This window comes from Sphaerisporangium rhizosphaerae, from assembly GCF_042665155.1.
Classification (GTDB): domain Bacteria; phylum Actinomycetota; class Actinomycetes; order Streptosporangiales; family Streptosporangiaceae; genus Sphaerisporangium; species Sphaerisporangium rhizosphaerae.
In genome coordinates, this window is record NZ_JBHTCG010000049.1 from 1 (window position 1) to 26169 (window position 26169).

Consider the following 26169-nt stretch of genomic DNA (forward strand, 5'->3'; position numbering starts at 1 on the left):
TCGTCGCGCCCCAGGGCTTCAACAACGGCTGGGCCAACTCCGGCGGCGAGGACGTCACCTTCATCGACGACATCGTCCGGCAGATCGAGACAGACCTCTGCGTCGACACCACACAGCTCTTCGCCACCGGCTTCAGCTACGGCGGCGCCATGTCCTACTCGCTGGCGTGCAGCCGCGCGACGGTCTTCCGTGCGGTCGCCGTCCAGTCCGGCGGGGTGCTCAGCGGATGCAGCGACGGCAGCAAGCCGATCGCGTACATGGGCATTCACGGCATCAGGGACTCGGTGCTGAACATCTCCGGCGGACGATCGCTGCGTGACAGGTTCGTCAAGAACAACGGCTGCACCGCGCAGAACCCGCCCGAGCCGACGCAGGGCAGCCTGACCCACCGGATCACCACCTACTCCGGATGCCGATCCGGCTACCCGGTCGTCTGGGCCGCCTTCGACGAAGGCCACATCGCCGCCCCGCAGGACGGCGCCACCGGCGACAGCGGCTCCAGGACCTGGGTTCCGGCCGAGGTGTGGAAGTTCTTCACCCAGTTCGCGGGCACCGACCCCAACCCCACCCCGACCCCCACTCCGACGCCGACCGTGACGCCGACCGTGACGCCGACCCCCAACCCCACCCCGACTCCGACTCCCACGCCGGGCACCGGAGCCTGCCGGGTCACCGACACCCTCAACGCGTGGAACTCCGGTCTGACCTCGGACATCTCCATCACCAACACCGGCACCGCCGCGATCAACGGCTGGTCGCTGGTCTTCACCCTCCCCGGCGGCCAGACCATCACCTCCGGCTGGAACGCCACCTACTCCCCCACCAGCGGCCAGGTGACCGCGAAGAACGTCTCCTACAACGGCGCCATCGCGCCCAACGCCTCGGTCAGCATCGGCTTCCAGGCCACCCACACCGGCAACACCGGTAAACCCACGTCATTCACCCTCAACGGCGCGGCGTGCACCATCGCCTGACCCAGGACCAACCGTCAGGGGTGGAACCCGGCCGGGCTCCACCCCTGACGCTCATCCGCTCACCCGCACCGGTGCACCGGCTTCTCTGGTACGTGTCCGCCGTCGACTCCACCTGCGACTCGTCCGGAACCTGCAAGGCAACCCGTCTCCATCTCCAGCGGAATGTAGGTCTCGGCGATACTCGCGCCCGCGACGCGACCGACCCGGCAGGCCGATCTCGGGATCCGTACCTGAGGACATGGTGAGCCTTGCACGTCGACCATGAGACCAGCGCGTTCACCGCAGCCCGATCGACTCGCGTCACCCGGCCGAGGTCGCGGGCCCCCGGCCGCGGGCCGGCTCGGAGGCACCGGTCCGCCAACTGGTCCAGCCGCGGCAGAGCACGTACGCCACGGCGGTCGTCACCAGGACGAAGAGGTCGATGATCGCGGTCTGCGCCGCGTCGGGCTTGTCCCACATGACGAAGCAGTAGACGGTGATCGCGCCCTTGTGGAAGAGCAGAAGCTCCCACAGTCCCCATTGTCGGCGCGGTGCGACGGCGAGCACGATCCACAGTCCCGCGAAGACGATGTAGGCGAGCGTCCGCCAGGCTTCGGTGATGACGCGGTCGTCGGAAACGCTGGTCATGATGAGGATCCCGCCCGCGAACGCGACGAGTGTCGCGGCCGCGTCGACGGCCATCAGCGTGCGCCCGATCCGATCCGCCCAAGGGGACGGACGGCCGGCGGGAGGAGACGCGTCGGCTCCAGTGGCCATGAGGACTCCTTGTGGTGAGGGATATCGCTCCGGGGTGAGCGCCGGCCGGTCATGACCGCATGGCGTCCACGGCCCGGACGGGAGGCGCTGTACGGCGGCACCGGACGGCTGCCGCTGGGGATGGGGCCCACCTGAGTGGCGCCCTTTCTGGTCCCCGACGCGAACGTCAGGAATGGGGAACGGGGCGGCTGACAGCGGGCGGACGCTCCCGTCCCAGAAGCTTCGCCTCCTTACCGCTAGCGCGGGACGGCACCCGGCATCGGGCTCCAGCCGCCCTCCTCGGTCTGGGCGCTGATGACCTCAGGGGTGCTGGTGAGCATGTCCGGCAGTTCGGCGAACGCCGTTTTGAGGTGCTCAGAGTTCGTGTGTGCTTCGGCCGCCTCGAGGCCGGCGTACCCCTCGACCACCACGTACTGGTGCGGGTCGTCCACGCTCTTGAACCACTCGATCAAGACATTGCCCGGCTCGGCCCGGGTGGCCTGGGTGATGTCCTCGACGAGCGAGAGCCATGCAGCGTCCCGCTCGGGGCGGACGGTGAACTTGACGACCGTGAAGTGCACGGATTCCTCCTTGGACAGCGGGTGGCCTCGGTCTCGATCACCGGCCGTTGCACAGCCGGTGATCGGTGGGGAGCGGCCGGGAACGACGCTAATGACGTTCGCCCGCATTTGGCAGTGCCAGATTTGCTTAACAGTGTCAGGCAGACAGTACGGTGTCGGCATGACGGACGAGCCCAGGGCGCCTGACGCCGGCCCGGTACCTCTGCGCCTGCGCCGACGGGCCGCCGCCACCCGTGAGATCCTCGACGCGGCGCAGGAGCAGATCGCGCTACACGGCCCTTCCGGCCTGTCCCTGCGATCGGTCGCCCGCAGCCTCGGGATGACCGTGCAGGCGCTCTACCACTACTTTCCCAGCCGCGATGAGCTGACCACAGCGCTGATCACCGAGGCGTACCACCACCTCGCCGACGCCGTCCAAGCGGCGCTCGACACCGCACCGCCGGACGGCGACCTGCCGACGTTCATCACCGCCGCGGAAGCGTTCCGGGGATGGGGTCTCGACAACCCCGCACGGTTTCAGCTCATCTACGGGACACCGCTGCTCGACTACCAGGCGCCTTCCGACGGCCGCACGACCGCCGGTGCCCGCAGGATCGCGGCCGTCTTCCTCCGAGAGTTGTTCGGTGCGTTCACCGATGAGCAACTGGCCCGCACCGAGGTTCCACCACTGAGCCTCGCACTCCGTGCCCGCTTCGAGCAGCTGCCGCCCGAAGCGGTCGGCGGACTTCCGCCGCAGGCCGCCGCCCTCTTCATCAGCGTCTGGGGCCACCTGCACGGCCTCGTGGTCCTGGAAGTGTTCGGGCACACCGCCTTCATCGGCCCGTTGCAGGCGGAGGTCTTCCGCGGCGCCATGCACAACCTGCTCTCTGACGCGCATCGGCGAATACCCGCCGGCTGACGTTGTCGACCCACAGTCAGCGGGGATACCGGTCTGCCGTTGACCAGTTCATATACGTAGGTATAAACGTTTCCCGCAGGGCACTGGCCGGAGCTCGCCACTCGGAGTTGTTCCAGACCTTCGACGCCCCTGCCGCTCAGACCGTCGCCAAGACCAGCCGGCAAGGCTTGTGCAGCTCGGATCTTGCCCGTCCCGATCAGTCCCACATGGACCAGCGGCCTGCGCCGGTCGACCCGGAACGGCGTCGTACGGGACAGGACCGCAACTAGAACTGCAACTACGAAGGCATCACCCAATGCGGTCCCGCGCAGCTTCCCACATGATTCACGGCGAAGGTTGGACCATCGCCGTCAGAATCGGCGGAACCTGGACGCCTCACCCTACGTTGCCCTGGTTAGGCATTTCCTTTCCGCACGGGCGGGAGTCGGCGGCATGGAGGAGCGAAACGGCTGCGGCGCTGGATGCCTGGTGATCGCCATTGGGTTGCTTGTGCCACTAGCAACGATGTTCGCGGTAATTTTCGGTTTGGTCGCCTCTGACGGCATCAAATGGGAGGCACGCGCCGCCCTGCGCCAGGGCACGATGGGGTCCTTCGTCGCCGAGGAATTGAAGTGCAGGGGGCGCGGCCCCTGCCGCTGGTGGGGCTCCTATAAATCCGACGATGGCCAGACAGCTCGGGCGAGGGTATGGATCAACGGTTACTATGCGCCTGAGCTGACCGAAGGATCCCGCGTGCCGGCTCTCGATACAGGGCACGGAGTCGTGGTGCACCGACCGGGTTATTTCGATCCCATTGGCCCGCTGCTCTTCCTCGGGATCAGCCTGACCTTTCTGTTCGGGCCCGGATACCTTATGTGGCGTGCGCTTTGGAAGCGCCGCTGATAGCAGTTGACGACGAAGGCCCCACCATCCTGTCAGCCTCACAGGCCGCCGCCACGAGTTGTCGGAGAAGGTGAGAGAGAAGAGATCGTCACATGACACTACAGGGACCCAATCCGGTGAGCTGTCACACGACAGTTTCGTCCGTCCGTTATGGCAGCATGATCGCTTTATTGGTTTCAACATCCACGGCCACCGTCAGAGGGGACTTCCTCTGCCGGCGGGCGAGCCTGGATCGGGGCGAAAACGTGAAGATCACGCAGGGCCGCAGGCCGTCCGGTCGTGCGATCTCTTCCAGCGTGTGCCAGTCGTCTTCGGTCCATGCCTGTTTGTCGTGCCCCTGCGCCACCAGCTCTGCTTCAGCAGCGGTTCGGGCGGTTCGGATCCGCTTGCCAAGTTTGGTCGCCTGGTCGTACTTGTCGTTGTCCCCGTGATCCGGGAACAGATGGCGATGGTCATAGCCGACTTGAGCGAAGGCCTCTCGAAGCCATCGGCGCTTGTCGGGGCCGACGGTCCGCCAGGTGTACGTCAGGCTCCACTCGATCTTCTCGCGAGATCCGGGGCGTCGGACCATGGCGGCGAGACACCCGGGTAACTGGTCGCCGAGATCCGCGAGCGTCACGCGGAAGATCGGCTTCCCGGGGCTGCATTTCCACGATCTCCGGCATACCGGCAGCACGCTCGCGGCCGGCTCGGGGGCGAGTCTTCGGGACCTCATGGAGCGCATGGGGCACGACAGTGTGCGCGCCGCGATGATCTGTCAGCACAGCACGGCGGAGGCGGACCGGAAGATCGCCGATGCGATGGACGGCAAGATCGCGCACGTGATACCGGCCAAGGCGAGTGGTCACTGAGCAAGATCACCGATGAGTGCTAATGGCACGGTAATGGCACGAGCCCCGTTTTCCGAGGTGGGAGACGGGGCTGTTTGGCTGGTGGGCGCTACTGGGTTCGAACCAGTGACCCCTCGCTTGTAAGGCGAGTGCTCTACCGCTGAGCTAAGCGCCCGGGTGCCCTTGGTCGTGAAGGGCGGGTGGGCTACACCTTACGGTACGGAAGGGGACCTGAGCACATTGAGCGCCCAGGTGGATCCCGCGTCGGGGACGCCGGCCGCCTGCCAGCCGAGGAGGGCCGCGCCGAGCATCCCGGTGTTGACGCCCAGTGCCGCGTGGCGCAGCGGAGGGGCGGGGCGGAAGGCCAGCCTGGACTGCAGGCGCTCGCCCAGCGGGTCGAAGAGCGCCGCGCCCGCCTCGGCCAGTCCCCCGCCGATGACGATCGAGGAGGGGTCCAGGAGCAGGGTGTAGGAGGCCAGGGCGATGGAAAGCGCCTCCAGGGCCTCGTCCCAGACGGCGGAGGCGTGGGGGTCGCCGCGCATGGCGAGCGCCACGACGTCCTCGGCGGCCGGACCGGCTCCGGTGGGCGGCGGCGTCGAAGGACGCACGGAGGCCACGCGGCTGAGGCGTTCGGAGTAGCGACGGGCCACCGAGGCGGCGGAGGCGTAGGTCTCCAGGCAGCCGATCTGGCCGCAGGCGCAGCGCTCGCCGTCGGGGAACACGGGGATGTGACCGATCTCGCCGCCCCACCCTCCCGACCCGCCGTACGGCTCGCCGTGCACGATGGACGCGCCGGCGATACCAGTGCCGATCGGGAGGAACAGGAAGTCCGGCTCCGATCGTCCGGCGCCCAGGATTCGCTCCGCCAGGCCTGCGGTGCGGACGTCGTGTCCGAGCCGGATGGGCACGTCGAGTGAGGTGAAGTCGGTGGCCGGCACGTCTCTCCAGCCGATGTTGGCCGAGTAGAGGGCGGTGTCGGTATTGACCAGCCCGGGCACGGCGAGCCCGATCCCGGACGGCGCACCATGGACGGACGGCGCGCCATAGGGAGACGGCGCGTCATAGATGGACGGCGTTCCGGTGGGGTGCGGGTGGGAGGGATCAGTGGAGGTGAGGAGGGTTCGGCCCGATTCGGCGAGGTGGTCGATGAAGGCGCGGATGGCCTCGATGACGCGCAGGGGGCCTTCGTCGCGGGGGGTGGGGCGGCGGTCGGTGAGCAGGACCTCGCCGCCGGAGGTGACGAGCCCGCCTTTCATGGAGGTGCCGCCGACATCGAGGGCGACGACGTAGGCCTTGGGACTCATTCCGCCGCTCCCACGCCGACGCTCCGGTGGACGGGCTGGTGGCTGGACTCGAGCACCGGGTTCTTCCCCACTTCCGCGGCCGGACGGGCCGCCGGACGGCCCAGAGAAATGCGCATTCACGCGCAGTTTTGCCCAAATGGGTGCATGAGTCAAAACCGCGGGAGGAGGTGCGGCGGTTGGTCCGCCCGTACCGTCACCGGTCCGCCCGTACGGCAACCGGTTCCCCCTATGCCGTGACTGGTCTCCCCGTACCGTGATCGATCCGTTCGTACCGTGACTGATCCGTCCGTACTGCGGCTGATCGGTCCGTGCCGTAACCGGTGTGGCCGTGGTGCGTGGGCCGGCGGGATCAGGAGGAGGGGCGGCGGCCGAGGACTCGGTTGAGGGCTGCTTCTACCTCTTCGGACAGGCCGGGGGCGCCGGCGCGTACCAGGGACGGGCGGTCGTCCGGATCGGCGTCCTCGCCGTCGGCGAGCCGTACGGCGCCGCAGGAGCGGCACTCGACCTCGCCTAGCCTGCAGATCAGCTTGGTGGAGCCGCAGGACCCGCAGCGGTCGAGGTCGAGATCGAGGTCGTGCTCGCGCTGGCAGGACGGGCAGATGAGCACCTGCCGTTCACGCCGCACGCCGCGGCGCCAAGGGCTCGCGCCCCGGACCGGGTCCGTCTGCCGGACGCCGCACCGATAGCAGGGCATCGTCGCCACCGCCTCCGTCTTCGCCGGGCCGCCGCCCGGCGCGGTTCATGAGAATTCGTCGAGCACCTTGCGGTACCCGGAGATGTCGCGCGCCGAGGGCACCGGGTTGACTTCCTTCCACCGGACCACGCCCTCGCCGTCGATGAGGAAGGTGCCGCGAAGGGCGCGACCCCCCTGCTCATCGAAGACACCGTACGCCTGCGCAACCTCGCCGTGCGGCCAGAAGTCCGACAGCATCGGGAAGGTGAAGCCCTCCTTGTCGGCCCACGCCCGCTGGCTGAACAGGGAGTCGACCGACACGGTCAGCACCCGTACATCATCGGGCACGGAGGTCACGAGTTCGTCGCGGATCGCGCACAGCTCGCCGTGGCAGATGCCGCTGAAGGCCAGCGGGTAGAACACGAGCAGCACCCGGTGACCGCGAAGGTCGCCCAGCCGTACCGGGGTGCCGTGCTGGTCCTTCAGCTCGAAGTCCGGCGCCTTGTCTCCCACGTCGACCGCCATGCCGGTCCTTTCCCCACCGAAAACGCCTAGAAGGTGCATAGAAGATGAACGCGCGTCGAGCACGGCGAGCGCATCGGGCCTGCCGTACGGCCGGTGTGCGCCGTACGGCAGGGGAAAGCGGAGTCGCTGAGCTGCGGCGGCGTCGTGACGGACCCGACGGGACCGGTCGCGTGGGAACGGCCGGCCGCTCCGGACACCCCCCGGTGATCGGAGCCCGGCACCCGGCCACTACGACGACGTCCCGGACGTCCTGGAGACGGCCGGAGACCCTGGCGACGGCCGGTGGGCTATCGGCCTATCGGCGGCCCTTGGGAGTGACCAGTCGCGTGCCCGACCAGTCGCGGGCCGCGCTCACGCTGCTGGTCTGCGAAAGACCCGCCGTGGCGGCGTCCTCCCCGATGTCGCTCGGCTCGACGTGACCGTCTCGTCCGACCTTCGGGGTCAGCAGCCAGATCTGGCCGCCGTCGGCCAGCCCGGCCATCGCATCACTCAAAGCGTCGAACAGGTCGCCGTCCCCGTCGCGCCACCACAGCAGCACGACGTCGATGACCTCTTCGGAGTCCTCATCGACCAGTTCGTTGCCGGTCAGCTCCTCGATCGACTGGCGAAGCTCCTCATCGGAGTCCTCGTCCCAGCCGATCTCCTGCACCACCTGACCCGGCTTCAGACCGAGTCGCTCGGCCAGGCCGCGCTCGCCCTGCGCCTGACCCGCGGTCGCGCTCACGTTTATCCCTCCTGCTTGAATGGCCCCGCGTTACGCGGTTTACCCGGCCCCTGTGAGGCCGCTTCGGCACAGTCCACACGCTGTGACCCATCGTCGTCAACGGTCGCCACGACCGGTGACCCGCACCGTTATCTGCTAGTCCGACAAAAAAGACAAACGTACACGCCGTTCCGGGTTGTCGACGTTGAGGTCGACGATGGCGATCGACTGCCATGTTCCCAGCTCCAGCCGCCCGCCCAGGACCGGGACGGTCGCGTACGGCGGGATGAGCGCCGGCATCACGTGTGACCTGCCATGACCGCGCGAGCCGTGGGCGTGGCGCCATCGGTCGTCGGCCGGAAGCAGATCGTCCAGCAGGTTCAGCAGATCGTCGTCGCTGCCGGAGCCGAGCTCCAGCACCGCCACCCCCGCCGTCGCGTGCGGGACGAAGACGTTCAGCAGACCGTCCCCCCCGCACGAGCGCGCGAACTCCTCGCACTGCCGGGTGATGTCGTGCACCCGTTCCTTGTTCCCGGTCCTCACCTCGAACGTCTGAGATCTCACCTGACGGATCTTATGATCCCCGCTGAACTGGGACGACAACCGCATCCGGCCCGGGAAACACCAACCCGGTGTGTCCGTCGTCGAAACGCACGACGTACGGCGGGCATCCGTCCGGCCCTCGCACCTCGATGATCAAGCCCGGCCGGTCCCTCTCTCCCACAGCGTTCCCGTGGACGAGGAGCCGGTCCCCAATGGTCGCGTACACGAAGATCCCTCCTTCCTCACGGCCGCTTCCAGACTCATACGGCTCGTTCCCGGCGAAAAGAGGGAGAGACCCTCCCCCGGCGGAGGGAGGGGAAATAAAGACCGAAACGTTACCCTGCGAGGATGTGGCGCTTCTGGCTCCGGAGGACGGGGCGGCTGGGGCTCCGGGCGCGCACGGCGGCCTCCTACGTCCTGGTCACCACCGCGGCCGTGCTCATCGTGGAGGCCGTCCTCCTCGGGCTCGTGATCTCCTCGGCGAGCGGGTCGGACCTGGTGGCACGCCTGCAGGACCAGGCCGGCAAGGACGCGAAGATCCTGAGCGCGACGGCCGCCAAGCTGGCCACGGTGTCGCCCGGCGACGACCTGCCCCACCTGCTGGCCAGGGCGGTGAAGTCGTCCTACGGCCTCACCGGGTTCGGCGGCTCGGCACGGGACGCCGAGCAGAGCGTGCCGCTCCGCAGGGTGACGGGGAAGGCGGACCGCGTCCCGGTCGAGGTCCTGCTCGACGCCCAGGGCGTGATCATCACCAGCACGGCGACGGCCTCCTACCCGGTACGCGGGCGGCTGCCGGTGCGGCTGCCCACCGGCGGCCAGGGCCTGGGCGGGAAGAGCGACACGGCGGCCGGGGCCGCGGCGTGGTGGATCAGCCCGGTTTTCGGCCCGTCGGCCGGCGGGACCCTGAAGCTGTTCGCGGACGGCGACTCCGTGGTCGTCGAAGACGAGACCGGCCCCTGGGAGCCGTCCGGGAAGGGCAATGCGCCGCAGACGGTCGGATACGTCTATGTGCAGGCGCCGCCCGACCTCGGCGAGGAGACCGCCTCGGCCAAGGCGACCGTGCCGCTGCTCGTGCCCGGCGCGCTGGTCCTGGCGCTGGTCGTGCCGGTGGGCGTGGTGTTCGGCATGCTGAGCACCCGCCGGCTGATCGGCCGCATCACCCGGCTGGCCGAGGTGACGACGGCGGTGGCGAGGGGGGACTTCGGCCACAGGGTGGGCGTCCGCGGCGCCGACGAGGTCGGGCAGCTGGAGGCGGGGTTCAACCGGATGACCGAACGGCTCGGAGCGGCCGTGGAGGCCGAACGGCGCTCGGCTCGGGCCGACGCGCGGCAGGCCGAGCGGACGCGCATCGCCCGCGAACTGCACGACTCCATCTCCCAGGACCTGTTCTCCCTGAGCCTGCTGGCGGCGGGCATGCGCAGGGCCGCCCCACAGGAGCTGCGGCGCGAGGCCGAGACGATGGAGCGGACGGCCGCCCGGACGATGCGCGAGATGCAGGCCCTGCTGCTCGAGCTGCGCCCGGTGGCGCTGGAGGACGCGGGCCTGGTCCCCGCGCTGCGGGAACTGTGCAACGCCTACCAGACGCGTCTTGGGATCACGATGCGCGCGTCGCTCGAGACGGTGCCGCTCACCCCGGCCGCCGAGCACGCGGTGCTGCGCCTCACGCAGGAGGCCGTCGGCAACGCGATCAGGCACGGGGCGCCGACCGCCATCGAGGTGCGGCTGCGGCGAGCCGGAGGCGAGACCGAGATCGTCGTCAGCGACGACGGCCGCGGATTCGACCCCTCGCGCCCCACGCTCAGCCACGGGATGGGGCTCAGGCTCATGCGCGAGAGAGTGGAGGAGCTCGGCGGCCGTTTCTCGGTCACCAGCGGGCCGGACGCCGGCACGGTGGTCCGCGCGTCCCTGCCCGTCCGCCCCGTCGGGCCGCCCGTGCCCGCGTTCGGCGTGCCGCCGTTCCCGCCGGCGCCGCCCGTCCCGTGTGCGCCGCCGGCGGCGGAGGCGCCGTGATCCGGGTGCTGATCGTCGACGACCACGAGGTCGTGCGACAGGGACTGCGGTTCGTCCTGGACCAGGAGGAGGGCATCGAGGTCGTCGGCGAGTGCGGCGACGGGGCCGAGGCCCTGGCCGCCGTGCGCGCGGTGCGGCCGTCGGTCGTGCTGCTCGACATGGTGATGCCCGGCATGGACGGCCTGGACGTGCTGCGGCGCCTCGGACCGGACCGGCCGGCGGTGATCGTCCTGACCTCTTTCCAGGAGGACGAGCGGGTCGTGGCGGCCGTCCGGCTCGGCGCGCTGTCCTACCTGCCGAAGACCACCGCGGTGGACCGGGTGGTCGAGGCGGTGCGGGCGGCCGCGCACGGGGGCAGCGTCCTCGCGCCGGGCGTCGCCGCGCTGCTGGTGCGCCAGGTGCGCGGCGGGGAACGGCGCACCCCGCTGGACTTCCTGACCCCGCGCGAGCGCGAGGTGCTGACCGCGCTCGCGCGGGGCCGCTCCAACAGCGAGATCGCTCGGGCGCTCTCACTGGGCAAGGAGACGGTGAAGACGCACGTGTCCAGCGTCCTGGCCAAGCTGGGCGTCGCCGACCGCACCCAGGCGGCGATCTTCGGGTTGCAACACGGCCTGGTCCCTCTGGAAGAGGCGCTGGAGCCGGAGACCCCGAAGGAGTAGCGCCCCCGTCCAGAGGTGAGACGACCCCGTCAGGTGGTGCGCAGGGCCTCGGTGGGGGGCATGCGGGCGGCGCGCAGGGCCGGGTAGAGGCCGGCCAGGGCGCCCACGACCACGGCGACCCCGAAGCCGCCCCACAGCCCTTCCGGCGGCACCAGCACCGTCCAGCCCCGGGTGCGGGCCAGGACGAGGGTGAACAGGCAGCCGATCGCCACTCCCCCGGCGCCGCCGATGGCCGCGAGGACCAGCGACTCGGTCAGGAACTGCCCGGCCACGTGCCGGCGGGTGGCCCCGAGAGCCCGGCGCAGCCCGATCTCCCCGCGGCGCTCCAGCACCGAGATGACCATGATGTTGCCGATGCCGATGCCGCCGACCAGCAGCGCGATGGCGCCGAGCCCGAGGAACAGCGTGGCGGAGGACGCGGCGACGGCCACGCGCGTGGTGAGCGCGTCCGAGGGACGGACCACCTGGACCTGCTCGGCGTGGACGGGGTTGGTGGTCGGCGCGAGCAGGCCGGCCACGGCCTCCACGCGTTCCTGCCGCGCGCGGACGTACAGCCGGCTGGGGTGGCCGTCGTAGCCCAGCAGCCGCGCGGCCACCGGGAAGCCGACCAGCGCGGACCGGTCGATCTCCGGGGCCAGGACGAGGGGGTCCAGGATGCCGGAGACGGTGTACCAGTGGCCGCCGATCCAGACGCGCGTCGAGGCGTCGACGCGGCTGATCCCGAGGGTCTGGGCCGCCTGGTGGCCGAGCACGACGACGGGGTAGCCCGCGGTGGCGGCGTCCAGGAAGCGGCCCTGCCGGACCCGTCCGTCGAGGGTGGCCAGCAGTGTGGTGTCGCAGGCCCGCACGGCCAGGCCGCCCGTCATGCCCTCCGGCACGTGGTCGTTGCGGTAGACGTTCTTGTCCGTGAGCTGCGTCGTCGGCGCGACGCCGGTGACGCCGTCCACGCGGCGGAGCATGCGGGTGGCGCCGACCGGCAGCAGGGCCTCGGCGCCGCCCAGGTCACGGCCGTTGGCCACGGTCAGCAGGTTGGTCCCGAGCCGGTCGATCTGTTCCAGGAGCGCCGCCTGGCTGGAGCGGGTGACGCCGAGGACCGCGACGATGGCGGCGATTCCGATGGCGATGCCGAGCGCGGAGAGCAGGGCGCGGGTCTTGCGGGCGCGCAGCCCGAGCGTCCCGACCGCGAGCAGGTCCACGGCGCGCAACCGGCCGGCGGGGGCGCCGGCCGGCGGGCGGGGGCCCCTCATCGGACGCCGTCCCCGTGCGTCCCGCGGTCCCCGCGTGGTGCGACGTCCCCGCCGGGCACGGCGTCTCGACCCGGCACGACGTCCCCGCGAGGCGGGGCGTCCCCGTCGAGTCCACTGGCCCCGTACGGCCCGCCGGCCCCGTACTGTGGGGCGTCGTCGTGGTGCTCGCCGACGACCCGGCCGTCGCGCAGGTCGATCCGCCGGGGGCAGGCGGCGGCGATCCCGGCGTCGTGCGTGACGATCATCAAAGTGGTTCCCTGTTCGTTGAGCTCGCGCAGGAGGGAGACGATCTCCCTGCCGTTCGCCGAGTCGAGGTTGCCGGTGGGTTCGTCGGCGAAGACGATGGACGGCCGGCCGACCAGCGCGCGGGCGATGGCGACCCTCTGGCGCTCGCCGCCGGACAGCTTGGCCGAGCGGTGCCGGACGCGGTGCCCGAGCCCGACCCTGGTGAGCGCGTCGGCGGCCAGGCGGCGGCGCTCGGCGGCGGGCACGCCGCGGTACAGCAGCCCGGTGGCGACGTTCTCCAGCGCGCTCAGGCTCTCCAGCAGGAAGAACCGCTGGAAGACCACGCCGACGTGGTGGGCGCGCAGCCCGGCGAGCCGCCGGTCCCCGCAGGACTCCACGGCGTGGCCGGCCAGCCGTACGGTCCCGGAGGTGGGGCGGTCGAGCGCGGCCATGAGGTGGAGCAGCGTCGACTTGCCCGACCCGGACGGGCCGAGCAGGGCGACCATCTCTCCCGCGGCCACGCTCAGCGTGACGCCGCGCACCGACTCGACGGGGGGCTCGCCGGGGTAGACCTTGCGGACGCCGGTCAGTTCCAGCACCGGCCCGGTCCAGGCGCCGTCCCCGTTCCCCGGGTCGCCGGCCGGGCGAGCCCGGTCCGCGGGCGGCTCCAGCGGGACGACCGGGCCCGCGGAAGGCTTCGGGGACACGACCGGCGTGCCCTCAGGTGGCGCCGCCCCGGCCGGGGGGCGCGGCGTGCGTGCGGGCGTCATTCCTTCGGCACCTCCACCTGGGCGCCCTCGGGGACGCCGGTCACCTCGACGGTCCCCTCGGTCTCGTCGAACAGCCCGGTCTCGACCGGGACGGTCGTGCGGCGGCTCCCCTGCACGGTCACGACCGCGAACCTGCCGCCGGGCCGGGCGAGCAGGGCGAGGATCGGCACGGTGAGGACGTCCTTGTGCCGCTCCACGGTGATCTCGACCTGCACGACGGCCTGGTCCAGCGCCCGCACCGGCCTGCCCGCGAGCGTGATGGTGATCGGCACGTACGACTGCGCGGGGTCGCCGTCCTGTTGAGGCTGGTCCGGGGTGACGGCGACGGTGCTGATCGTGGCGACCCGGCCGCCGCGTCTGCGGCCGTCGGGGAGGATGACGGTGACCCTGTCCCCCTTGCCGACCCGGGGGGCCATGCTCGGGTCGAGCTGGACCGACACGATGGGCACCGCGCTGGTGCCGTGCAGGACGCGGCCGCCGGCCGCGTCGCCGACCTGGGCGTCGTGGCCGGTGACGCGCAGGGGCCTCGGCAGGAACACCACCTGTCCCAGCGGCACGGCGCCGGTGACCGGCAGGTGCGCGTCGTGCTGCCACCTGCGGACGGCGTAGTAGGTCGACAGGCCATAGGTGCGGTCCACGGTGAAGCCGGTGTAGCCGAGCGCCCGCAGGTTGCGTTCGAGCTGCTCGACGTCCGCCCCTGAGGTCATCCCCAGCGCGAATGCCCGCCAGGCGGGGCGGGGGCCGTACATGAGGACGGCCCTGCCTCCGTCGGCCTCGTAGACGGCGTGGCCGCGGGTGATCCTCGCCCCGAGCTTGGGCAGCCGGGTGAGGACGCCTCCGGCGCCGTTGACCGAGTAGGTGGCCGCGTAGGTGAGCGTGCCGTTCGCCAGTTCCCGCGCGGTGACGTCGCCCACGGTCACCGGGACGGTGCCGGTGGCGACGGGCGCGGCGGCGGGGGCCGCCGGCGTGTCGCGCAGCAGGACCCAGCCGCCGCCCGCCAGGGCCAGCGCCACGGCCCCGGCGAGCGACGCCCGCAGCGCGCCGGCCATCAGGAGCCCTCAGGGTTCTTGATCGAGAGCCCGTTCGCGGGAAAGTGCTCTTTGCAGGCCTCGAGCTGGCGCTTCATGCCCTTCTTGCCCAGGCCCAGCAGGCGTCTGGACAGCGGGAAGTCGCCGTCGGCGTCGGGATCGGGCCAGTCGCGCAGCCCGTTGGAGCGCATGCACGCGGCGAACCGGCGGAGCTTGGCCACGTCGGCGGCCGTCACCGGCGGCCGGGACCTGCCCTCGGGCGGGAGGCGGTCGGCGATGGACCGGCATGCCCGCATGACGGCGGCGGTCGGTTCGCGGGTGCCGGGCGGCAGGGTGATCTTGCCGGTGCGCGGGTCGGGCACCACGTCGGGGAAGCCGGGCATGCCGTGGGTCCGGATGCACTGGGTGAGCTCCCGGTAGACGGCGAGTCGCCCGGGGGTCGCCGTGGGGGCCGAGGTGGCGGCCGGCGTTCCCTGCCCCGAGCCGCATCCGGCGAGCGCGGCGGCGACGGCGAGCAGCGCTGTGGTTCGTCTGATCATGGGATCCCTGGCCTTGTCGGAGGTCGGGGCCGGCGCCGCGGCCCGGCTCGGGCGCGCGGCGGCCGGCGAGGTGGCGCTTCCAAGGCTCGCGGCGGGGGCCGTGCCGCACATCGCGCGTGAGCGGGGTTGGAACTCCCTCCGGAGGGGGAGGCAGGGAGGAACGGGGGCCTACAGGGGTCCCCCAGGGGTGACCTGGACCGACCCCCGGATCGTTATGATTTGTTACGTCCCGCGAACATCGTCCTGCGATCGATGGTCTAGGCCATATATGTCGCCCTGCCAGCAGGGACATCTTGGTTACCGGACGGTAGAGATGCACTTTCCGGAGTAAGCAGCCAGGATGGAAGACGACCTAGACCACGAAGAAGAGGCTTACCCGTCCATCCTCGGAAGGCGAGACCCAGTGGCTTCCGGACGCCAGCGTTTCTCGATCATCAGCGACGGCCTACCCAGCCAGCTGCCTGATGTCGACCCAAGCGAGACCCAGGAGTGGCTCGAGTCGCTTGACAACGTCGTCAAGACCGAGGGTCGCACCCGAGCCCGTTACCTGATGCTGCGCCTGCTCGAGCGGGCCCGAGAACACCAGGTCGGGGTGCCAGGGCTGCGGAGCACCGACTACATCAACACCATCCCGCCGGAGCGCGAACCCTGGTTCCCGGGCGACGAGTACGTCGAACGGCGCATCAGGGCCTACATCCGGTGGAACGCCGCGGTCATGGTGACCCGGGCCAACGCCCGCACCAACGTCGGCGGCCACATCGCCACCTACGCCTCGGCCGCGTCGTTGTACGAGGTGGGGTTCAACCACTTCTTCCGCGGCAAGGACCACGGCGAGTCTGGCGACCAGGTGTTCATCCAGGGCCACGCCGCCCCGGGCATCTACGCCCGCGCCTTCCTCGAGGGCCGCCTGAACCAGTCTCAGCTCGACGCCTTCCGCCAGGAGCTGTCCCAGGGCTTCCAGGGCCTGCCGTCGTACCCGCACCCCCGCCTCATGCCCGACTTCTGGGAGTTCCCCACGGTCTCCATGGGCCTCGGGGCGATCGGGGCGATCTACCAGGCGCGGTTCAACCGCTACCTGCTCAACCGGAAGATCAAGGACACCAGCCGCAGCCACGTCTGGTGCTTCCTCGGCGACGGCGAGATGGACGAGCCCGAGTCGCTCGGCGCCATCGGCCTCGCCTCCCGCGAGGAGCTCGACAACCTCACCTTCGTCATCAACTGCAACCTGCAGCGGCTCGACGGGCCGGTGCGCGGCAACGGCAAGGTCATCCAGGAGCTCGAGTCGTACTTCCGCGGCGCGGGCTGGAACGTCATCAAGGTCGTATGGGGCCGCGAGTGGGACCAGCTCCTGGCCGCCGACGTCGACGGCGTGCTCGTCAACAAGATGAACACCACCCCTGACGGCCAGTTCCAGACCTACTCCGTCGAGTCCGGCGAGTACATCCGCGAGAACTTCTTCGGCGACGACCCGCGCCTGCGCAAGATGGTCGAGCACCTGTCCGACGACGACATCCGCAAGCTGTCGCGCGGCGGCCACGACTACCGCAAGGTGTACGCGGCGTTCAAGGCCGCCCGCGAGCACGTCGGGCAGCCCACGGTCATCCTCGCCCAGACCATCAAGGGATGGACCCTGGGCAAGGACTTCGAGGCGCGCAACGCCACGCACCAGATGAAGAAGATGACCAAGGCCGAGCTCAAGGAGTTCCGCGACCGCCTCTACCTCCCGATCCCCGACAAGGACCTCGAGGGCGAGCTGCCCCCGTACTACCACCCGGGCGAGAACGACGAGGAGATCGCGTACATGCGCGAGCGGCGCGCGGCGCTGGGCGGCTACCTGCCCAAGCGCGTCATGCGGGCCAAGCCGATGAAGCTCCCCGGCGACAAGGTCTACGCCGACCTGAAGAAGGGCTCGGGCAAGCAGAACGTCGCCACGACGATGGCCTTCGTCCGCCTGCTCAAGGACCTCATGCGCGACAAGGAGATCGGCTCGCGCTTCGTCCCGATCATCCCGGACGAGGCCCGCACCTTCGGTCTCGACGCGATGTTCCCGACCGCCAAGATCTACTCGCCGCACGGGCAGACCTACGACGCGGTCGACCGCAACCTGCTGCTGTCCTACAAGGAGTCGACCGAGGGTCAGATCCTGCACGAGGGCATCAGCGAGTCGGGGTCCATGGGGTCGGCCATCGCCGCCGGCTCCGCGTACTCCACCCACGGCGAGCACATGATCCCGATCTACATCTTCTACTCGATGTTCGGGTTCCAGCGCACCGCCGACCAGATGTGGGCGATGGGCGACCAGATGAGCCGTGGCTTCCTGCTCGGCGCGACGGCCGGCCGCACCACCCTCAACGGTGAGGGCCTCCAGCACGAGGACGGCCACTCGCCGCTGATCGCCTCCACCAACCCCGCCGCCGTGTCCTACGACCCGGCGTGGGCGTTCGAGATCGCCCACATCGTCCAGGACGGCCTGCGGCGCATGTACGGCGAGCAGCCCGAGGACGTCTTCTACTACCTCACCGTCTACAACGAGCCCTACCCGCAGCCGGCCGAGCCCGAGGGCCTGGACGCCGAGGGCGTGCTCAAGGGCCTGTACCGTTTCGCCGCGGCTCCCGACATCGAGGGCCCGCGGGCGAACATCCTGGCCTCCGGCGTGGCCGGCCGCTGGGCGCTGGAGGCCCAGCGCCTGCTGGCCGAAGAGTGGGGGGTGGCGGCCGCGGTGTGGTCGGCGCCGTCGTGGTCGGAGCTGCGCCGCGAGGCGCTGGCGTGCGACGAGCACAACCTGCTCAACCCCGAGGCCGAGCAGCGGGTGCCCTACGTCACCCAGGTGCTCTCGACGGCACGTGGCCCCTTCGTCGGGGTCAGCGACTACATGCGCGCGGTCCCCGACCAGATCTCCCGCTGGGTCCCCGGCGACTGGACCTCGCTGGGCACCGACGGCTTCGGCCTGTCGGACACCCGCTCGGCGCTGCGCCGCCACTTCCACGTGGACGCCGCGTCGATCACGCTGGCGGTGCTCACCGAGCTCGCCAGGCGGGGCGAGGTCAAGCAGGAGGTGCTGCGCGAGGCCATCGCGCGCTACCACCTGAAGAACGGCGTCACCGAGGTCGTCGCCCAGGCGACCCCTGAGAGCAACGAGACGCAGTCCATGGGGGTCTGACCCTTCCGCGGCGTCTCCGGCGGGCCCTCGCGCGACTTCGCGCGAGGGCCCGCCGCAGGTGGTGCTCAACCGGGGGTCTGGTCCTGGGCGATCAGGTCGGGGATGCGCGGAGCGTACTCTTCCAGGGACGGGCGGGGCAGCGCCTCCTCCTCGGTGAGCGCGGCGCTCGCGATGCGGTCGAGCCGGAACACCCGGACGTCCTGCCTGAGACGGCACCACGCCACCAGGTACCAGAAGCCGCCGCGCCCGCCGATGAACACCCCGGGCTCGACATCGCGCTCGGTCGTCTCGCCCGACTTGGCGTCGTAGGTGATGCGCAGCACCCGCCGGTGCAGCAGCGCCTCGTCGATGACCCGGGCGACCGCGGCCCGCCCGCCGGGGGTCGCGGCAGGCCGCGCCGCTGGCGCGCCGGGGGGCGGTGTCGCGGGCGCGCCGGGGGGCGGTGTCGCGGCGATCAGCTTGCGCAGTGCGCTGCGGGCGCCGCCCGCCAGGGGACGCCTTCCGGCCCTGCTGAGGGCGACGGCGACGGCCACCGCCTCGTCGGAGGTGAGGTCGAGGGGCGAGGGCGCGGCGGGCTCGTCGAGGGCGTACCCGTCGTCCTCGGCGCGGACGGGCACGCCGGCGGCGCGCAGCGCTTCGATGTCGCGCTCGACGGTGCGGGCGCCCACCTGTAATCGCTCGCTCAGCTCCCGTGCGGACCGGCACCGGGGGGAGATCGCGCGCAGCTCCTCGATGAGGGCGTAGAGCCGATCGGTACGGTTCACATCCCGAACCTACGCCGGGGCACCGACATTCGCGCCGCACGCGCCCGGCGGGCCGGGCGGTCCGGCCGCGTGCGGCCGTCTCCATGCCGGCCGCGACCCTGGCCATCATGGAGAAGCTCGGCAGGAGCGCTGGAGCGCCTCCGCCGGTTCAGCGGGAGGCGCCGGCGGTCCAGTCGAGCAGGGCGTCGAGGGTCCAGGTGTTGACGACGCGGGCGGGCTCGACGCCGCACCGCGCGGCCCGCTCGCAGCCGAAGTGCTGCCATTCGAGCTGCCCGGGCGCGTGGGCGTCGGAGTCGACGGAGAACAGGCAGCCCATCTCGTAGGCCAGCCGCAGCAGCCGCTTGGGCGGGTCGAGCCGGTCGGGCCGGGAGTTGATCTCGACGGCGACGCCGAACCTGCGGCACGCCTCGAAGACGATCTCGGCGTCGAACGCCGACTCCGGCCGCAGGCCGCCGCGGCGGCCGTCGCCGCGCACGATGCGGCCGGTGCAGTGGCCGAGGACGTCGACGCGGGGGTCGGCGATGGCGGTGACCATCCTGCGGGTCATGTCGCCGGCGTCCATGCGCAGCTTGGAGTGGACGCTGGCGACCACCACGTCGAGCCGGTCGAGCAGCTCGGGCTCCTGGTCGAGCGAGCCGTCGGGCAGGATGTCGACCTCGATGCCGGTCAGGACGCGGAACGGCGCGAGCTTGTCGTTGAGCCCGGCGACCAGGTCGAGCTGCTCGCGCAGCCGCTCGGGGGACAGGCCGCGGGCGACGGTGAGCCGCGGCGAGTGGTCGGTGAGGGCGAGGTAGTCGTGGCCGAGCCCGCGGGCGGCCTCGGCCATCTCCCGGACGGGCGAGCCGCCGTCGGACCAGTCGGAGTGGCTGTGCAGGTCGCCCTTGAGGGCGGCGCGCAGGGCGGCCGTCGCCTCGTCCAGGTCGAGGCCGGCGGTGTCCTCCAGGCGGCGCAGATAGGTGGGGACGTGCCCGTCCAGGGCTTCGGTGATCGCCAGGGCGGTGACCTTGCCGACGCCTTTGAGCTCCTGCAGCCCGCCGGAGCGGGCGAGCCGCGCGAGCTCGTCGCGCGGGAGGTCGCCGATGGCGGAGGCGGCGCCGCGGAAGGCCCGCACCCGGTAGGTCGGCTCGCCGGCCCGTTCCAGGAGGAAGGCGATGCGCTTCAGCGCTTCTACCGGTTCCACTGCTGCTCCACAGCTGCGAATCTACCCAGCGTTCCCGCGTCGCACGGCCTGTGGTCCGATAAGCACTGAAATAACGCTGTTCATCAGGCATCAGAAACTTCTGCCGCGCTTGCCGCGTTAACCGGGCAAACGTAGGCTTTGCACACTTTTTCGAGAGACGGACCCCGATGGCGACACCCCGCCCCAAGCCCGTACGACCGCCACATCCGCTGGCGAAAGACGCGGTGAGGTCCGCGGCGACGTCGCCGCCCGGCGGCAGGAAGCTGTCCTCCACCGCGATCACGCTGGGCACGATGGGACTGCTCTCCACCCTGGTGGTCGGCTTCTGCGCCGCCCAGGGCACCTTCGCCGAGAAGGTCACCGCCGACTGCGTGGACCTGCGCAGCCGCACGGCCGACGGGTCCTACCAGGTCGTGGACGACGACCACTGCGACGACCACCGCTCCGGCTACTACGGGTCGCGCGGCGCCTTCGGCTGGTACTACGGGGGCGTCAGGCAGGCCGGCCGGGTGCTGCGCGGCACGACCGTCAGGCCGCCGAACGCCCACGTCAGCAGCAGATCGGGCGCCGTGCTCCAGCGCGGCGGCTTCGGCGGCCGCGGCGTCGGGGGAAGCTGAGGTGCGCAGGCAGAGGTCCGCGCGGCGGGACGGCTGGGAGAAGACCATCGAGTCGCAGGGCCTGGCCTACCACCGCTCGGCGCACCCGTCCGGCCTCGACCGGCCCTACTGGGACGAGGCCGTGCACTACGCCTTCACCATGGAGGAGGTCCTCTCCCTGGAGAGCCAGGTCGAGGAGCTGCACGCCATGTGCCTTGCGGCCGTCGAGCACGTGGTCGCCGCCGGCCGCTACCGCGACTTCGCGATCCCCGAGTGGGTGGCCCCGGAGATCGAGGCGTCCTGGCGGCGCCGCGACCCGCACGTGTACGGCCGGTTCGACCTGCGCTACGACGGGCGGGGGCCGGCCAAGCTGCTGGAGTACAACGCCGACACCCCGACGAGCCTCGTCGAGAGCTCGCTGGTCCAGTGGTTCTGGCTCAAGGACGTCCACCCCGCCGACGACCAGTGGAACTCCATCCACGAGCGCCTGGTCGACCGGTGGCGCGAGCTGCCGCTGCAGACCGGCCCCGCCCACTTCGCCTGGACCAACATGGACGAGACCGGCGAGGAGGCCATGACGCTCGGCTACCTGCAGGAGACCGCCGAGCAGGCCGGCCGGGCGACGGTCGCCATCGCCATGGAGGACATCGGCTGGGACTCCCGGGCACTGCGCTTCGTCGACATGGAGCACCGGGTGATCCGCACGCTGTGCAAGCTCTACCCGTGGGAGTGGGCGGTCGCCGACCCGTTCGGGCCGCGGGCCGTGCGCGGGCAGGTCTCGATGACCTGGATCGAGCCGCTGTGGAAGATGCTGCTGTCCAACAAGGCGCTGCTGGCCCTGCTGTGGGAGCTGCACCCCGGCCACCCGAACCTGCTCCCCGCCTACCTGGACGGCCCGCGCGACCTGCCCGCCCACATCGCCAAGCCCCTGCTCGGCCGCGAGGGCGCGAGCATGCGCGTCGTCACCCCGGACGGCGCCCACAGCACCGAGGGCGACTACGGCGCCGAGGGCTACGTCTACCAGGAGTTCCGCGCGCTGCCCGACTTCGACGGCTGGCGCCCGGTGCTGGGCGCCTGGGTGGTCGGGGACGAGGCCGCCGGGCTCGGCATCCGGGAGACCTCGGGCCTGATCACCGATGACACCTCCTCGTTCGTCCCGCACCGCATCGCCCTCTGACCCGTGACCGCCGCGCCGCCGCCCCCGAGGGCGGCCCGCGCGGCGTCCCCACCCCCCGCCTGACACAGTCCAAGGAGCACAAGACATGACCATCGCGCTCGCCGGTCCCCTCGGGGAGGCGCTCGGCCGAGGAGCCCTCGCGATCCTCGCGTACGCGGTCCTGGGCGTCCTGCTGATGATCGCCGGCTTCTACGTGATCGACCTGGCCACCCCCGGCCGGCTCAGCAAGGTGATCCAGCAGGACCGCAACCCCAACGCGGCGCTGCTCACCTCGTCGGGGCTGTCCGCCGTCGGCCTCATCGTCGCGGCGTCCATCTGGTCCTCCGGCGGCGCCCTGCAGGAAGGGCTGCTGGCCACCCTGGTGTTCGGCGTCACCGGCATCGTCGTGCAGGCCCTGGGCATGCTGCTGTTCGACCGGGTGGCCGGCATCTCGGTGCGCGACCTGGTGCGCGAGCCGGGGCTGCAGCCGGGCGCCGTCCTGCTCGCCGTGACCCACGTGGCGATCGGGCTCATCACCGCCGTCGCGGTGATCTGACCTTCCACCGCGCGCCGCACCGGCGGTGACATACGGCACCTCCGGCTGTCGCACTCACGCTGACCTGGCACCCTAGGGATGTGAATGACCGGGTACGCGAGGACACCGCACGACGGCTGGAGCGGGCGATGGGAAGTCTCGGCACCGCCGCGATGACCCACATGGACGAGAGGCTGCCGTGGTACCGCGCCCTGTCGGCGGAGGACCGCTCATGGGTCGGACTGGTCGCGCAGGCGGGCATCGCCGCCTTCGTCGAGTGGTTCCAGCACGCCGACGAGGGCAGGCCGACGCCGAGCATCGAGATCTTCGGCACCGCTCCGCGCGAGCTGAAGCGGTCGGTCTCGCTGCAGCAGACGGTCGACCTGGTGCGCATCGTCGTGGAGGTGGTCGAGGCCGAGGTGCAGGAGCTCGCGGCGCCCGGCGGCGAGGAACTGCTGCGCCAGGCCATGCTGCGCTACACCCGCGACGTCGCCTTCGCCGCCGCCCACGTCTACGCCCGCGAGGCCGAGGTGCGCGGCGCGTGGGACGCCCGCCTGGAAGCGCTCATCGTGGACGCGCTGGTCCGCGGCGAGGTGGACGAAGGGCTGCACTCGTGGGCGGCGGCGCTCGGCTGGACCTCCTCCCCCGTCGTCGTGCTCGCCGGCTACGCCCCCGACGCCGACCCCCAGACGGTCATCGACGGCATGCGCGACAAGGGCCGCAGGCTCGGCCACGACCTGCTGGCCGGGGTGCAGGGCGACCGCCTGATCGTCATCGTGGGCGGGGCCGACAGCATCAAGGACGCCGCCCGGCACGTGGTGCCGCGCTTCGGCCCGGGGCCCATCGTCATCGGTCCCGAGGTGCCCGACCTGCACGCGGCGGCGAGCTCGGCGCGCGCGGCCGTCGCCGGCCTGCGGGCGGCGCAGGGCTGGCCGGACGCCCCCCGCCCGGTGCTCGCCGAGGACCTGCTCGCCGAGCGGGCCATCGACGGCGACACCGACGCCCGCGAGCAGCTCATCGAGAACGTGTACAAGCCCCTGGAGGGCACTCCGCTGCTCGACACACTGGCGACCTACCTGGAGCAGGGCACATCTTTGGAAGCCACGGCCCGTCTGTTGTTCGTCCACCCGAACACCGTGCGTTACCGTCTGAAAAAGATCACAGAACTGACGGGCTACCAGCCCACCGAGGGCCGGTCGGCCTTCACTCTGCAGGTCGGCCTGATCCTCGGCAGGCTCTCGCGGGCAACCGCGACCTAACCAGGGTTCGGTAACGGTCCGGAAACCTCTGATAGAGGATTCCTACAAAGACCCACCGACAAAGTTCGTACGGATCATTAGCAGTGTGGTGAACTCCTACAGGGCATGGTGGATTTTGTGCTCGTCATCGTCGCTCCCGGGCAAGGCGCCCAGACTCCCGGCTTCCTTTCCCCGTGGCTCGAGATCCCCGGTCTGCGCGACCGGTTGTCGGCGTGGTCGGACGTCGTCGGCCTCGACCTGATCTCCTACGGCACCACGGCGGGAGCGGAGGAGATCCGCGACACCTCCGTCGCCCAGCCCCTGCTCGTGGCCGCCGGCCTCGCCGTCGCCGAGGTGCTGCCGGCCACGGAGGGTGACGGCGCCGCAGGGACGGCGCCCGCCGCGGACGTGCTCGCCGGGCACAGCGTCGGCGAGTTCACCGCCGCGACCCTGGCCGGCGTCCTCACCCCGGAGGAGGCCCTGCGCCTGGTCGCGCAGCGCGGCCAGGCGATGGCCAAGGCCGCCGCCGTCACCGAGACGGGCATGACGGCCGTGCTCGGCGGCGCGGAGGAGGAGGTCCTGTCGGCCATCGAGCGGCACGGCCTCACCCCGGCCAACATCAACGGGGCCGGGCAGATCGTCGCGGCCGGCACCACCGAGCAGCTCGCCGCCTTCGCGGCCGAGCCTCCGGCGCGGGCGCGGCTTCGCGCGCTGTCGGTGGCCGGAGCGTTCCATACCCGCCACATGGCGCCCGCCGTCGAGCACCTGCGGTCGGAGGCGGCCGGCGTCACCCCCGGCGACCCGCGCGCGACCCTGCTGTCCAACGCCGACGGCCAGGCCGTCGCCGGCGGCGGCGAGTTCGTCCGGCGGCTGGTCGACCAGGTGGCCCGCCCGGTCAGGTGGGACCTGTGCATGGCCACCATGGCAGGGCTCGGCGTCACCGCCGTCATCGAACTGCTGCCCGGCGGCACGCTCACCGGCCTGGCCAAGCGCGCGCTGCCCGGCGTCGCGACGGTCGCGCTCAAGACCCCCGGCGACCTCGAGGCCGCACGCGCCCTTATCAGCAAGGAGACCGGCCAGTGAGGATCATGCGAGGCGCCCCGGGCGCCAGGGTGCTCGCCTTCGGCGGATACCAGCCGGCCGGCGTCGTCACCAACGACGACCTGGCGAAGACCATCGACACCAACGACGAGTGGATCCAGAGCCGCGTCGGCATCAAGGAACGCCGGGTCGCCGGCCCCGAAGAGACCGACATCGACATCGCCGTGCAGGCCGGCGGCAAGGCGCTGGCCGCCAGCGGGCTGTCGGCCGACGAGATCGACCTGGTCGTCGTCGCCACCTGCACCCTCGAGGCGCAGATCCCCAACGCCGCCGCCCGCGTCGCCCACCGCCTGGGCATCGACTCCCCCGGCGCCTTCGACGTCAACGCCGCCTGCGCCGGCTTCTGCTACGCCCTGGCCGCCGCGGGCGACGCCGTCCGCGCGGGCTCGGCCACCAACGTGCTGGTCGTCGGCACCGAGAAGCTCTCCCAGTGGGTCGACTGGACCGACCGCGCCACCTGCGTCATCTTCGCGGACGGCGCCGGCGCGGCCGTGGTCGGGCCCTCCGAGACCCCGGGCATCGGGCCGGTCGTCTGGGGCAGCGCCGGCGACAAGTCCGACGCGATCATCGTCAGGGACCGCGACTCCTTCCTCCACCAGGAAGGCCAGACGGTGTTCCGCTGGGCCACCACCGCGCTTCACCCGGTCGCCAGGCAGGCGTGTGAGCGTGCCGGCGTGGACCCCTCCGAGCTGGCGGCCTTCGTCCCCCACCAGGCGAACCTGCGCATCATCGAGGCCATCGCCCGCAAGATCGGCGCGGACAAGGCGGTCATCGCCAAGGACATCGTCCTGGCGGGCAACACCTCGGCGGCCTCGATCCCGCTGGCCCTGAGCCGCATGATCGAGCGCGGCGAGGTCCAGTCGGGCGGCCTGGCGCTGCTGCTCGGCTTCGGCGCGGGCCTGACCTACGCCGGCCAAGTGATAGAGATCCCCTGAGCTTGTACGGAAGGCCCGCACGGCGCGCCGTACACACCAAGAGAAACACCCGAATCCAAGGAGAAATCGCGACATGGCACTGACCGAGCAGGAGATCCTCGCGGGCCTCGGCAAGATCATCAACGAGATCACGGGCATCCCGGCGACCGAGGTCACCCCCGAGAAGAACTTCGTGGACGACCTCGACATCGACTCGCTCTCCATGGTCGAGATCGCCGTCGCCGCGCAGGACGAGTTCGGCGTCGAGATCCCCGACGACCAGCTCAAGCACCTCAAGACCGTCAAGGACGTCATCAACTTCATCCAGAACTAGATCCACCTCAGGCGTCCGGCCGCACGACCGGGCGTCTGAGCCCCCCACGCTTCACCTCGAACCAC

At 71.2% G+C, this 26169-nt stretch carries 29 protein-coding genes and 1 tRNA gene; 14 read left to right on the forward strand and 16 right to left on the reverse strand.

Going from position 1 to position 26169, the window contains the following annotated elements; genetic code table 11:
• Positions 1-974 (forward strand): CE1 family esterase (locus ACFQSB_RS37705; RefSeq protein WP_380831950.1); only part of this gene is annotated, 974 nt, incomplete at its 5' end.
• A gap of 300 nt (positions 975-1274) precedes the next feature.
• Here the strand turns inward: ACFQSB_RS37705 and ACFQSB_RS37710 are convergent.
• Positions 1275-1730, reverse strand: coding sequence for a hypothetical protein (locus ACFQSB_RS37710; protein WP_380831952.1), 456 nt, complete (start codon positions 1728-1730; stop codon positions 1275-1277).
• A 236-nt stretch (positions 1731-1966) separates the two neighbouring features.
• Positions 1967-2290: a putative quinol monooxygenase gene (locus tag ACFQSB_RS37715; RefSeq protein ID WP_380831954.1), complete on the reverse strand. Its 324-nt coding sequence runs from the start codon at positions 2288-2290 to the stop codon at positions 1967-1969.
• A gap of 91 nt (positions 2291-2381) precedes the next feature.
• On the opposite strand from ACFQSB_RS37715, the gene ACFQSB_RS37720 reads away from it, so the two are divergent.
• Both ACFQSB_RS37720 and ACFQSB_RS37725 read left to right on the forward strand, forming a co-directional pair.
• Complete coding sequence (locus ACFQSB_RS37720; RefSeq protein WP_380831955.1) at positions 2382-3188, forward strand: TetR/AcrR family transcriptional regulator; 807 nt, start codon at positions 2382-2384, stop codon at positions 3186-3188.
• A gap of 432 nt (positions 3189-3620) precedes the next feature.
• Positions 3621-4070, forward strand: coding sequence for a hypothetical protein (locus tag ACFQSB_RS37725; RefSeq protein WP_380831957.1), 450 nt, complete (start codon positions 3621-3623; stop codon positions 4068-4070).
• Between the two features lie 148 nt (positions 4071-4218).
• Here the strand turns inward: ACFQSB_RS37725 and ACFQSB_RS37730 are convergent, their stop codons facing one another.
• The gene (locus ACFQSB_RS37730) at positions 4219-4689 is read right to left on the reverse strand and encodes a hypothetical protein (protein WP_380832013.1); all 471 of its coding nucleotides are present in this window, start codon (positions 4687-4689) and stop codon (positions 4219-4221) included.
• On the opposite strand from ACFQSB_RS37730, the gene ACFQSB_RS37735 reads away from it, so the two are divergent.
• Complete coding sequence (locus ACFQSB_RS37735; RefSeq protein WP_380831959.1) at positions 4640-4921, forward strand: tyrosine-type recombinase/integrase; 282 nt, start codon at positions 4640-4642, stop codon at positions 4919-4921. The genes ACFQSB_RS37730 and ACFQSB_RS37735 overlap by 50 nt on opposite strands.
• 79 nt (positions 4922-5000) lie before the next feature.
• On the opposite strand, the gene ACFQSB_RS37740 is transcribed toward ACFQSB_RS37735, so the two are convergent.
• The 7 genes from ACFQSB_RS37740 to ACFQSB_RS37770 form a co-directional block, all read right to left on the reverse strand.
• Positions 5001-5075 (reverse strand) — tRNA-Val (locus ACFQSB_RS37740).
• 37 nt (positions 5076-5112) lie between these two features.
• Positions 5113-6204 (reverse strand): ROK family protein, encoded by a 1092-nt coding sequence (locus tag ACFQSB_RS37745; RefSeq protein WP_380831961.1) that lies wholly within the window; start codon positions 6202-6204, stop codon positions 5113-5115.
• Between the two features lie 349 nt (positions 6205-6553).
• Positions 6554-6829 (reverse strand): hypothetical protein, encoded by a 276-nt coding sequence (locus ACFQSB_RS37750; protein WP_380831963.1) that lies wholly within the window; start codon positions 6827-6829, stop codon positions 6554-6556.
• A 114-nt stretch (positions 6830-6943) separates the two neighbouring features.
• Complete coding sequence (locus tag ACFQSB_RS37755) at positions 6944-7402, reverse strand: peroxiredoxin (RefSeq protein ID WP_354848496.1); 459 nt, start codon at positions 7400-7402, stop codon at positions 6944-6946.
• Positions 7403-7697: 295 nt separating this feature from the next.
• Complete coding sequence (locus ACFQSB_RS37760) at positions 7698-8126, reverse strand: DUF3052 domain-containing protein (protein ID WP_354848493.1); 429 nt, start codon at positions 8124-8126, stop codon at positions 7698-7700.
• Between the two features lie 135 nt (positions 8127-8261).
• On the reverse strand, positions 8262-8669 hold the full coding sequence (locus ACFQSB_RS37765; protein WP_354848490.1) for a secondary thiamine-phosphate synthase enzyme YjbQ: 408 nt from the start codon (positions 8667-8669) through the stop codon (positions 8262-8264).
• A gap of 10 nt (positions 8670-8679) precedes the next feature.
• Positions 8680-8874, reverse strand: a complete 195-nt coding sequence (locus ACFQSB_RS37770; RefSeq protein WP_354848487.1) for a DUF1918 domain-containing protein — start codon at positions 8872-8874, stop codon at positions 8680-8682.
• 122 nt (positions 8875-8996) lie between these two features.
• Here ACFQSB_RS37770 and ACFQSB_RS37775 point away from each other — a divergent pair, with 122 nt between their 5' ends.
• A complete protein-coding gene (locus tag ACFQSB_RS37775; RefSeq protein WP_380831966.1) occupies positions 8997-10658 on the forward strand; it encodes a HAMP domain-containing sensor histidine kinase in 1662 nt (553 codons plus the stop codon).
• Positions 10655-11317 carry a response regulator transcription factor gene (locus ACFQSB_RS37780; protein WP_354917728.1) on the forward strand — a complete coding sequence of 221 codons (663 nt, stop codon included), beginning with the start codon at positions 10655-10657 and terminating at the stop codon, positions 11315-11317. Before ACFQSB_RS37775 ends, ACFQSB_RS37780 begins: the two co-directional genes overlap by 4 nt.
• A gap of 29 nt (positions 11318-11346) precedes the next feature.
• On the opposite strand, the gene ACFQSB_RS37785 is transcribed toward ACFQSB_RS37780, so the two are convergent.
• Genes ACFQSB_RS37785 through ACFQSB_RS37800 form a run of 4 tightly spaced genes read right to left on the reverse strand, consistent with a single transcriptional unit; the run spans position 11347 to position 15126 of the window.
• Positions 11347-12564 carry an ABC transporter permease gene (locus tag ACFQSB_RS37785; RefSeq protein WP_380831968.1) on the reverse strand — a complete coding sequence of 406 codons (1218 nt, stop codon included), beginning with the start codon at positions 12562-12564 and terminating at the stop codon, positions 11347-11349.
• Entirely contained in the window at positions 12561-13559 is a 999-nt protein-coding gene (locus tag ACFQSB_RS37790) for an ABC transporter ATP-binding protein (RefSeq protein WP_380831970.1), read from the reverse strand. The genes ACFQSB_RS37785 and ACFQSB_RS37790 overlap by 4 nt, the downstream gene beginning before the upstream one ends.
• A complete protein-coding gene (locus ACFQSB_RS37795; RefSeq protein WP_380831972.1) occupies positions 13556-14608 on the reverse strand; it encodes a peptidoglycan-binding protein in 1053 nt (350 codons plus the stop codon). Before ACFQSB_RS37795 ends, ACFQSB_RS37790 begins: the two co-directional genes overlap by 4 nt.
• Positions 14608-15126, reverse strand: a complete 519-nt coding sequence (locus tag ACFQSB_RS37800) for a hypothetical protein (RefSeq protein ID WP_380831974.1) — start codon at positions 15124-15126, stop codon at positions 14608-14610. The genes ACFQSB_RS37795 and ACFQSB_RS37800 overlap by 1 nt, the downstream gene beginning before the upstream one ends.
• 403 nt (positions 15127-15529) lie before the next feature.
• Here ACFQSB_RS37800 and aceE point away from each other — a divergent pair, with 403 nt between their 5' ends.
• A complete protein-coding gene (gene aceE, locus ACFQSB_RS37805) occupies positions 15530-18286 on the forward strand; it encodes a pyruvate dehydrogenase (acetyl-transferring), homodimeric type (protein ID WP_354848466.1) in 2757 nt (918 codons plus the stop codon).
• Positions 18287-18351: 65 nt separating this feature from the next.
• Here the strand turns inward: aceE and ACFQSB_RS37810 are convergent, their stop codons facing one another.
• Together ACFQSB_RS37810 and ACFQSB_RS37815 are read right to left on the reverse strand one after the other, a co-directional pair.
• Positions 18352-19050, reverse strand: coding sequence for a helix-turn-helix transcriptional regulator (locus ACFQSB_RS37810; RefSeq protein ID WP_380831977.1), 699 nt, complete (start codon positions 19048-19050; stop codon positions 18352-18354).
• Positions 19051-19198: 148 nt separating this feature from the next.
• A complete protein-coding gene (locus ACFQSB_RS37815; protein ID WP_380831978.1) occupies positions 19199-20230 on the reverse strand; it encodes a PHP domain-containing protein in 1032 nt (343 codons plus the stop codon).
• A 167-nt stretch (positions 20231-20397) separates the two neighbouring features.
• Here ACFQSB_RS37815 and ACFQSB_RS37820 point away from each other — a divergent pair, with 167 nt between their 5' ends.
• From ACFQSB_RS37820 to ACFQSB_RS37850, 7 genes are all read left to right on the forward strand, one after another.
• Positions 20398-20847, forward strand: a complete 450-nt coding sequence (locus ACFQSB_RS37820) for a hypothetical protein (protein WP_380831980.1) — start codon at positions 20398-20400, stop codon at positions 20845-20847.
• 1 nt (position 20848) lies between these two features.
• Positions 20849-22003 (forward strand): glutathionylspermidine synthase family protein, encoded by a 1155-nt coding sequence (locus tag ACFQSB_RS37825; protein WP_380831982.1) that lies wholly within the window; start codon positions 20849-20851, stop codon positions 22001-22003.
• 85 nt (positions 22004-22088) lie between these two features.
• Positions 22089-22538: a DUF350 domain-containing protein gene (locus tag ACFQSB_RS37830; protein ID WP_354848451.1), complete on the forward strand. Its 450-nt coding sequence runs from the start codon at positions 22089-22091 to the stop codon at positions 22536-22538.
• Between the two features lie 128 nt (positions 22539-22666).
• Positions 22667-23776, forward strand: a complete 1110-nt coding sequence (locus tag ACFQSB_RS37835) for a PucR family transcriptional regulator (RefSeq protein ID WP_354848788.1) — start codon at positions 22667-22669, stop codon at positions 23774-23776.
• A gap of 117 nt (positions 23777-23893) precedes the next feature.
• On the forward strand, positions 23894-24838 hold the full coding sequence (locus ACFQSB_RS37840) for an ACP S-malonyltransferase (protein ID WP_380831983.1): 945 nt from the start codon (positions 23894-23896) through the stop codon (positions 24836-24838).
• The gene (locus ACFQSB_RS37845; protein WP_380831985.1) at positions 24835-25791 is read left to right on the forward strand and encodes a beta-ketoacyl-ACP synthase III; all 957 of its coding nucleotides are present in this window, start codon (positions 24835-24837) and stop codon (positions 25789-25791) included. The genes ACFQSB_RS37840 and ACFQSB_RS37845 overlap by 4 nt, the downstream gene beginning before the upstream one ends.
• Before the next feature lie 73 nt (positions 25792-25864).
• A complete protein-coding gene (locus ACFQSB_RS37850) occupies positions 25865-26104 on the forward strand; it encodes an acyl carrier protein (protein ID WP_347632694.1) in 240 nt (79 codons plus the stop codon).
• The last annotated feature ends 65 nt before the right edge of the window (positions 26105-26169 follow it).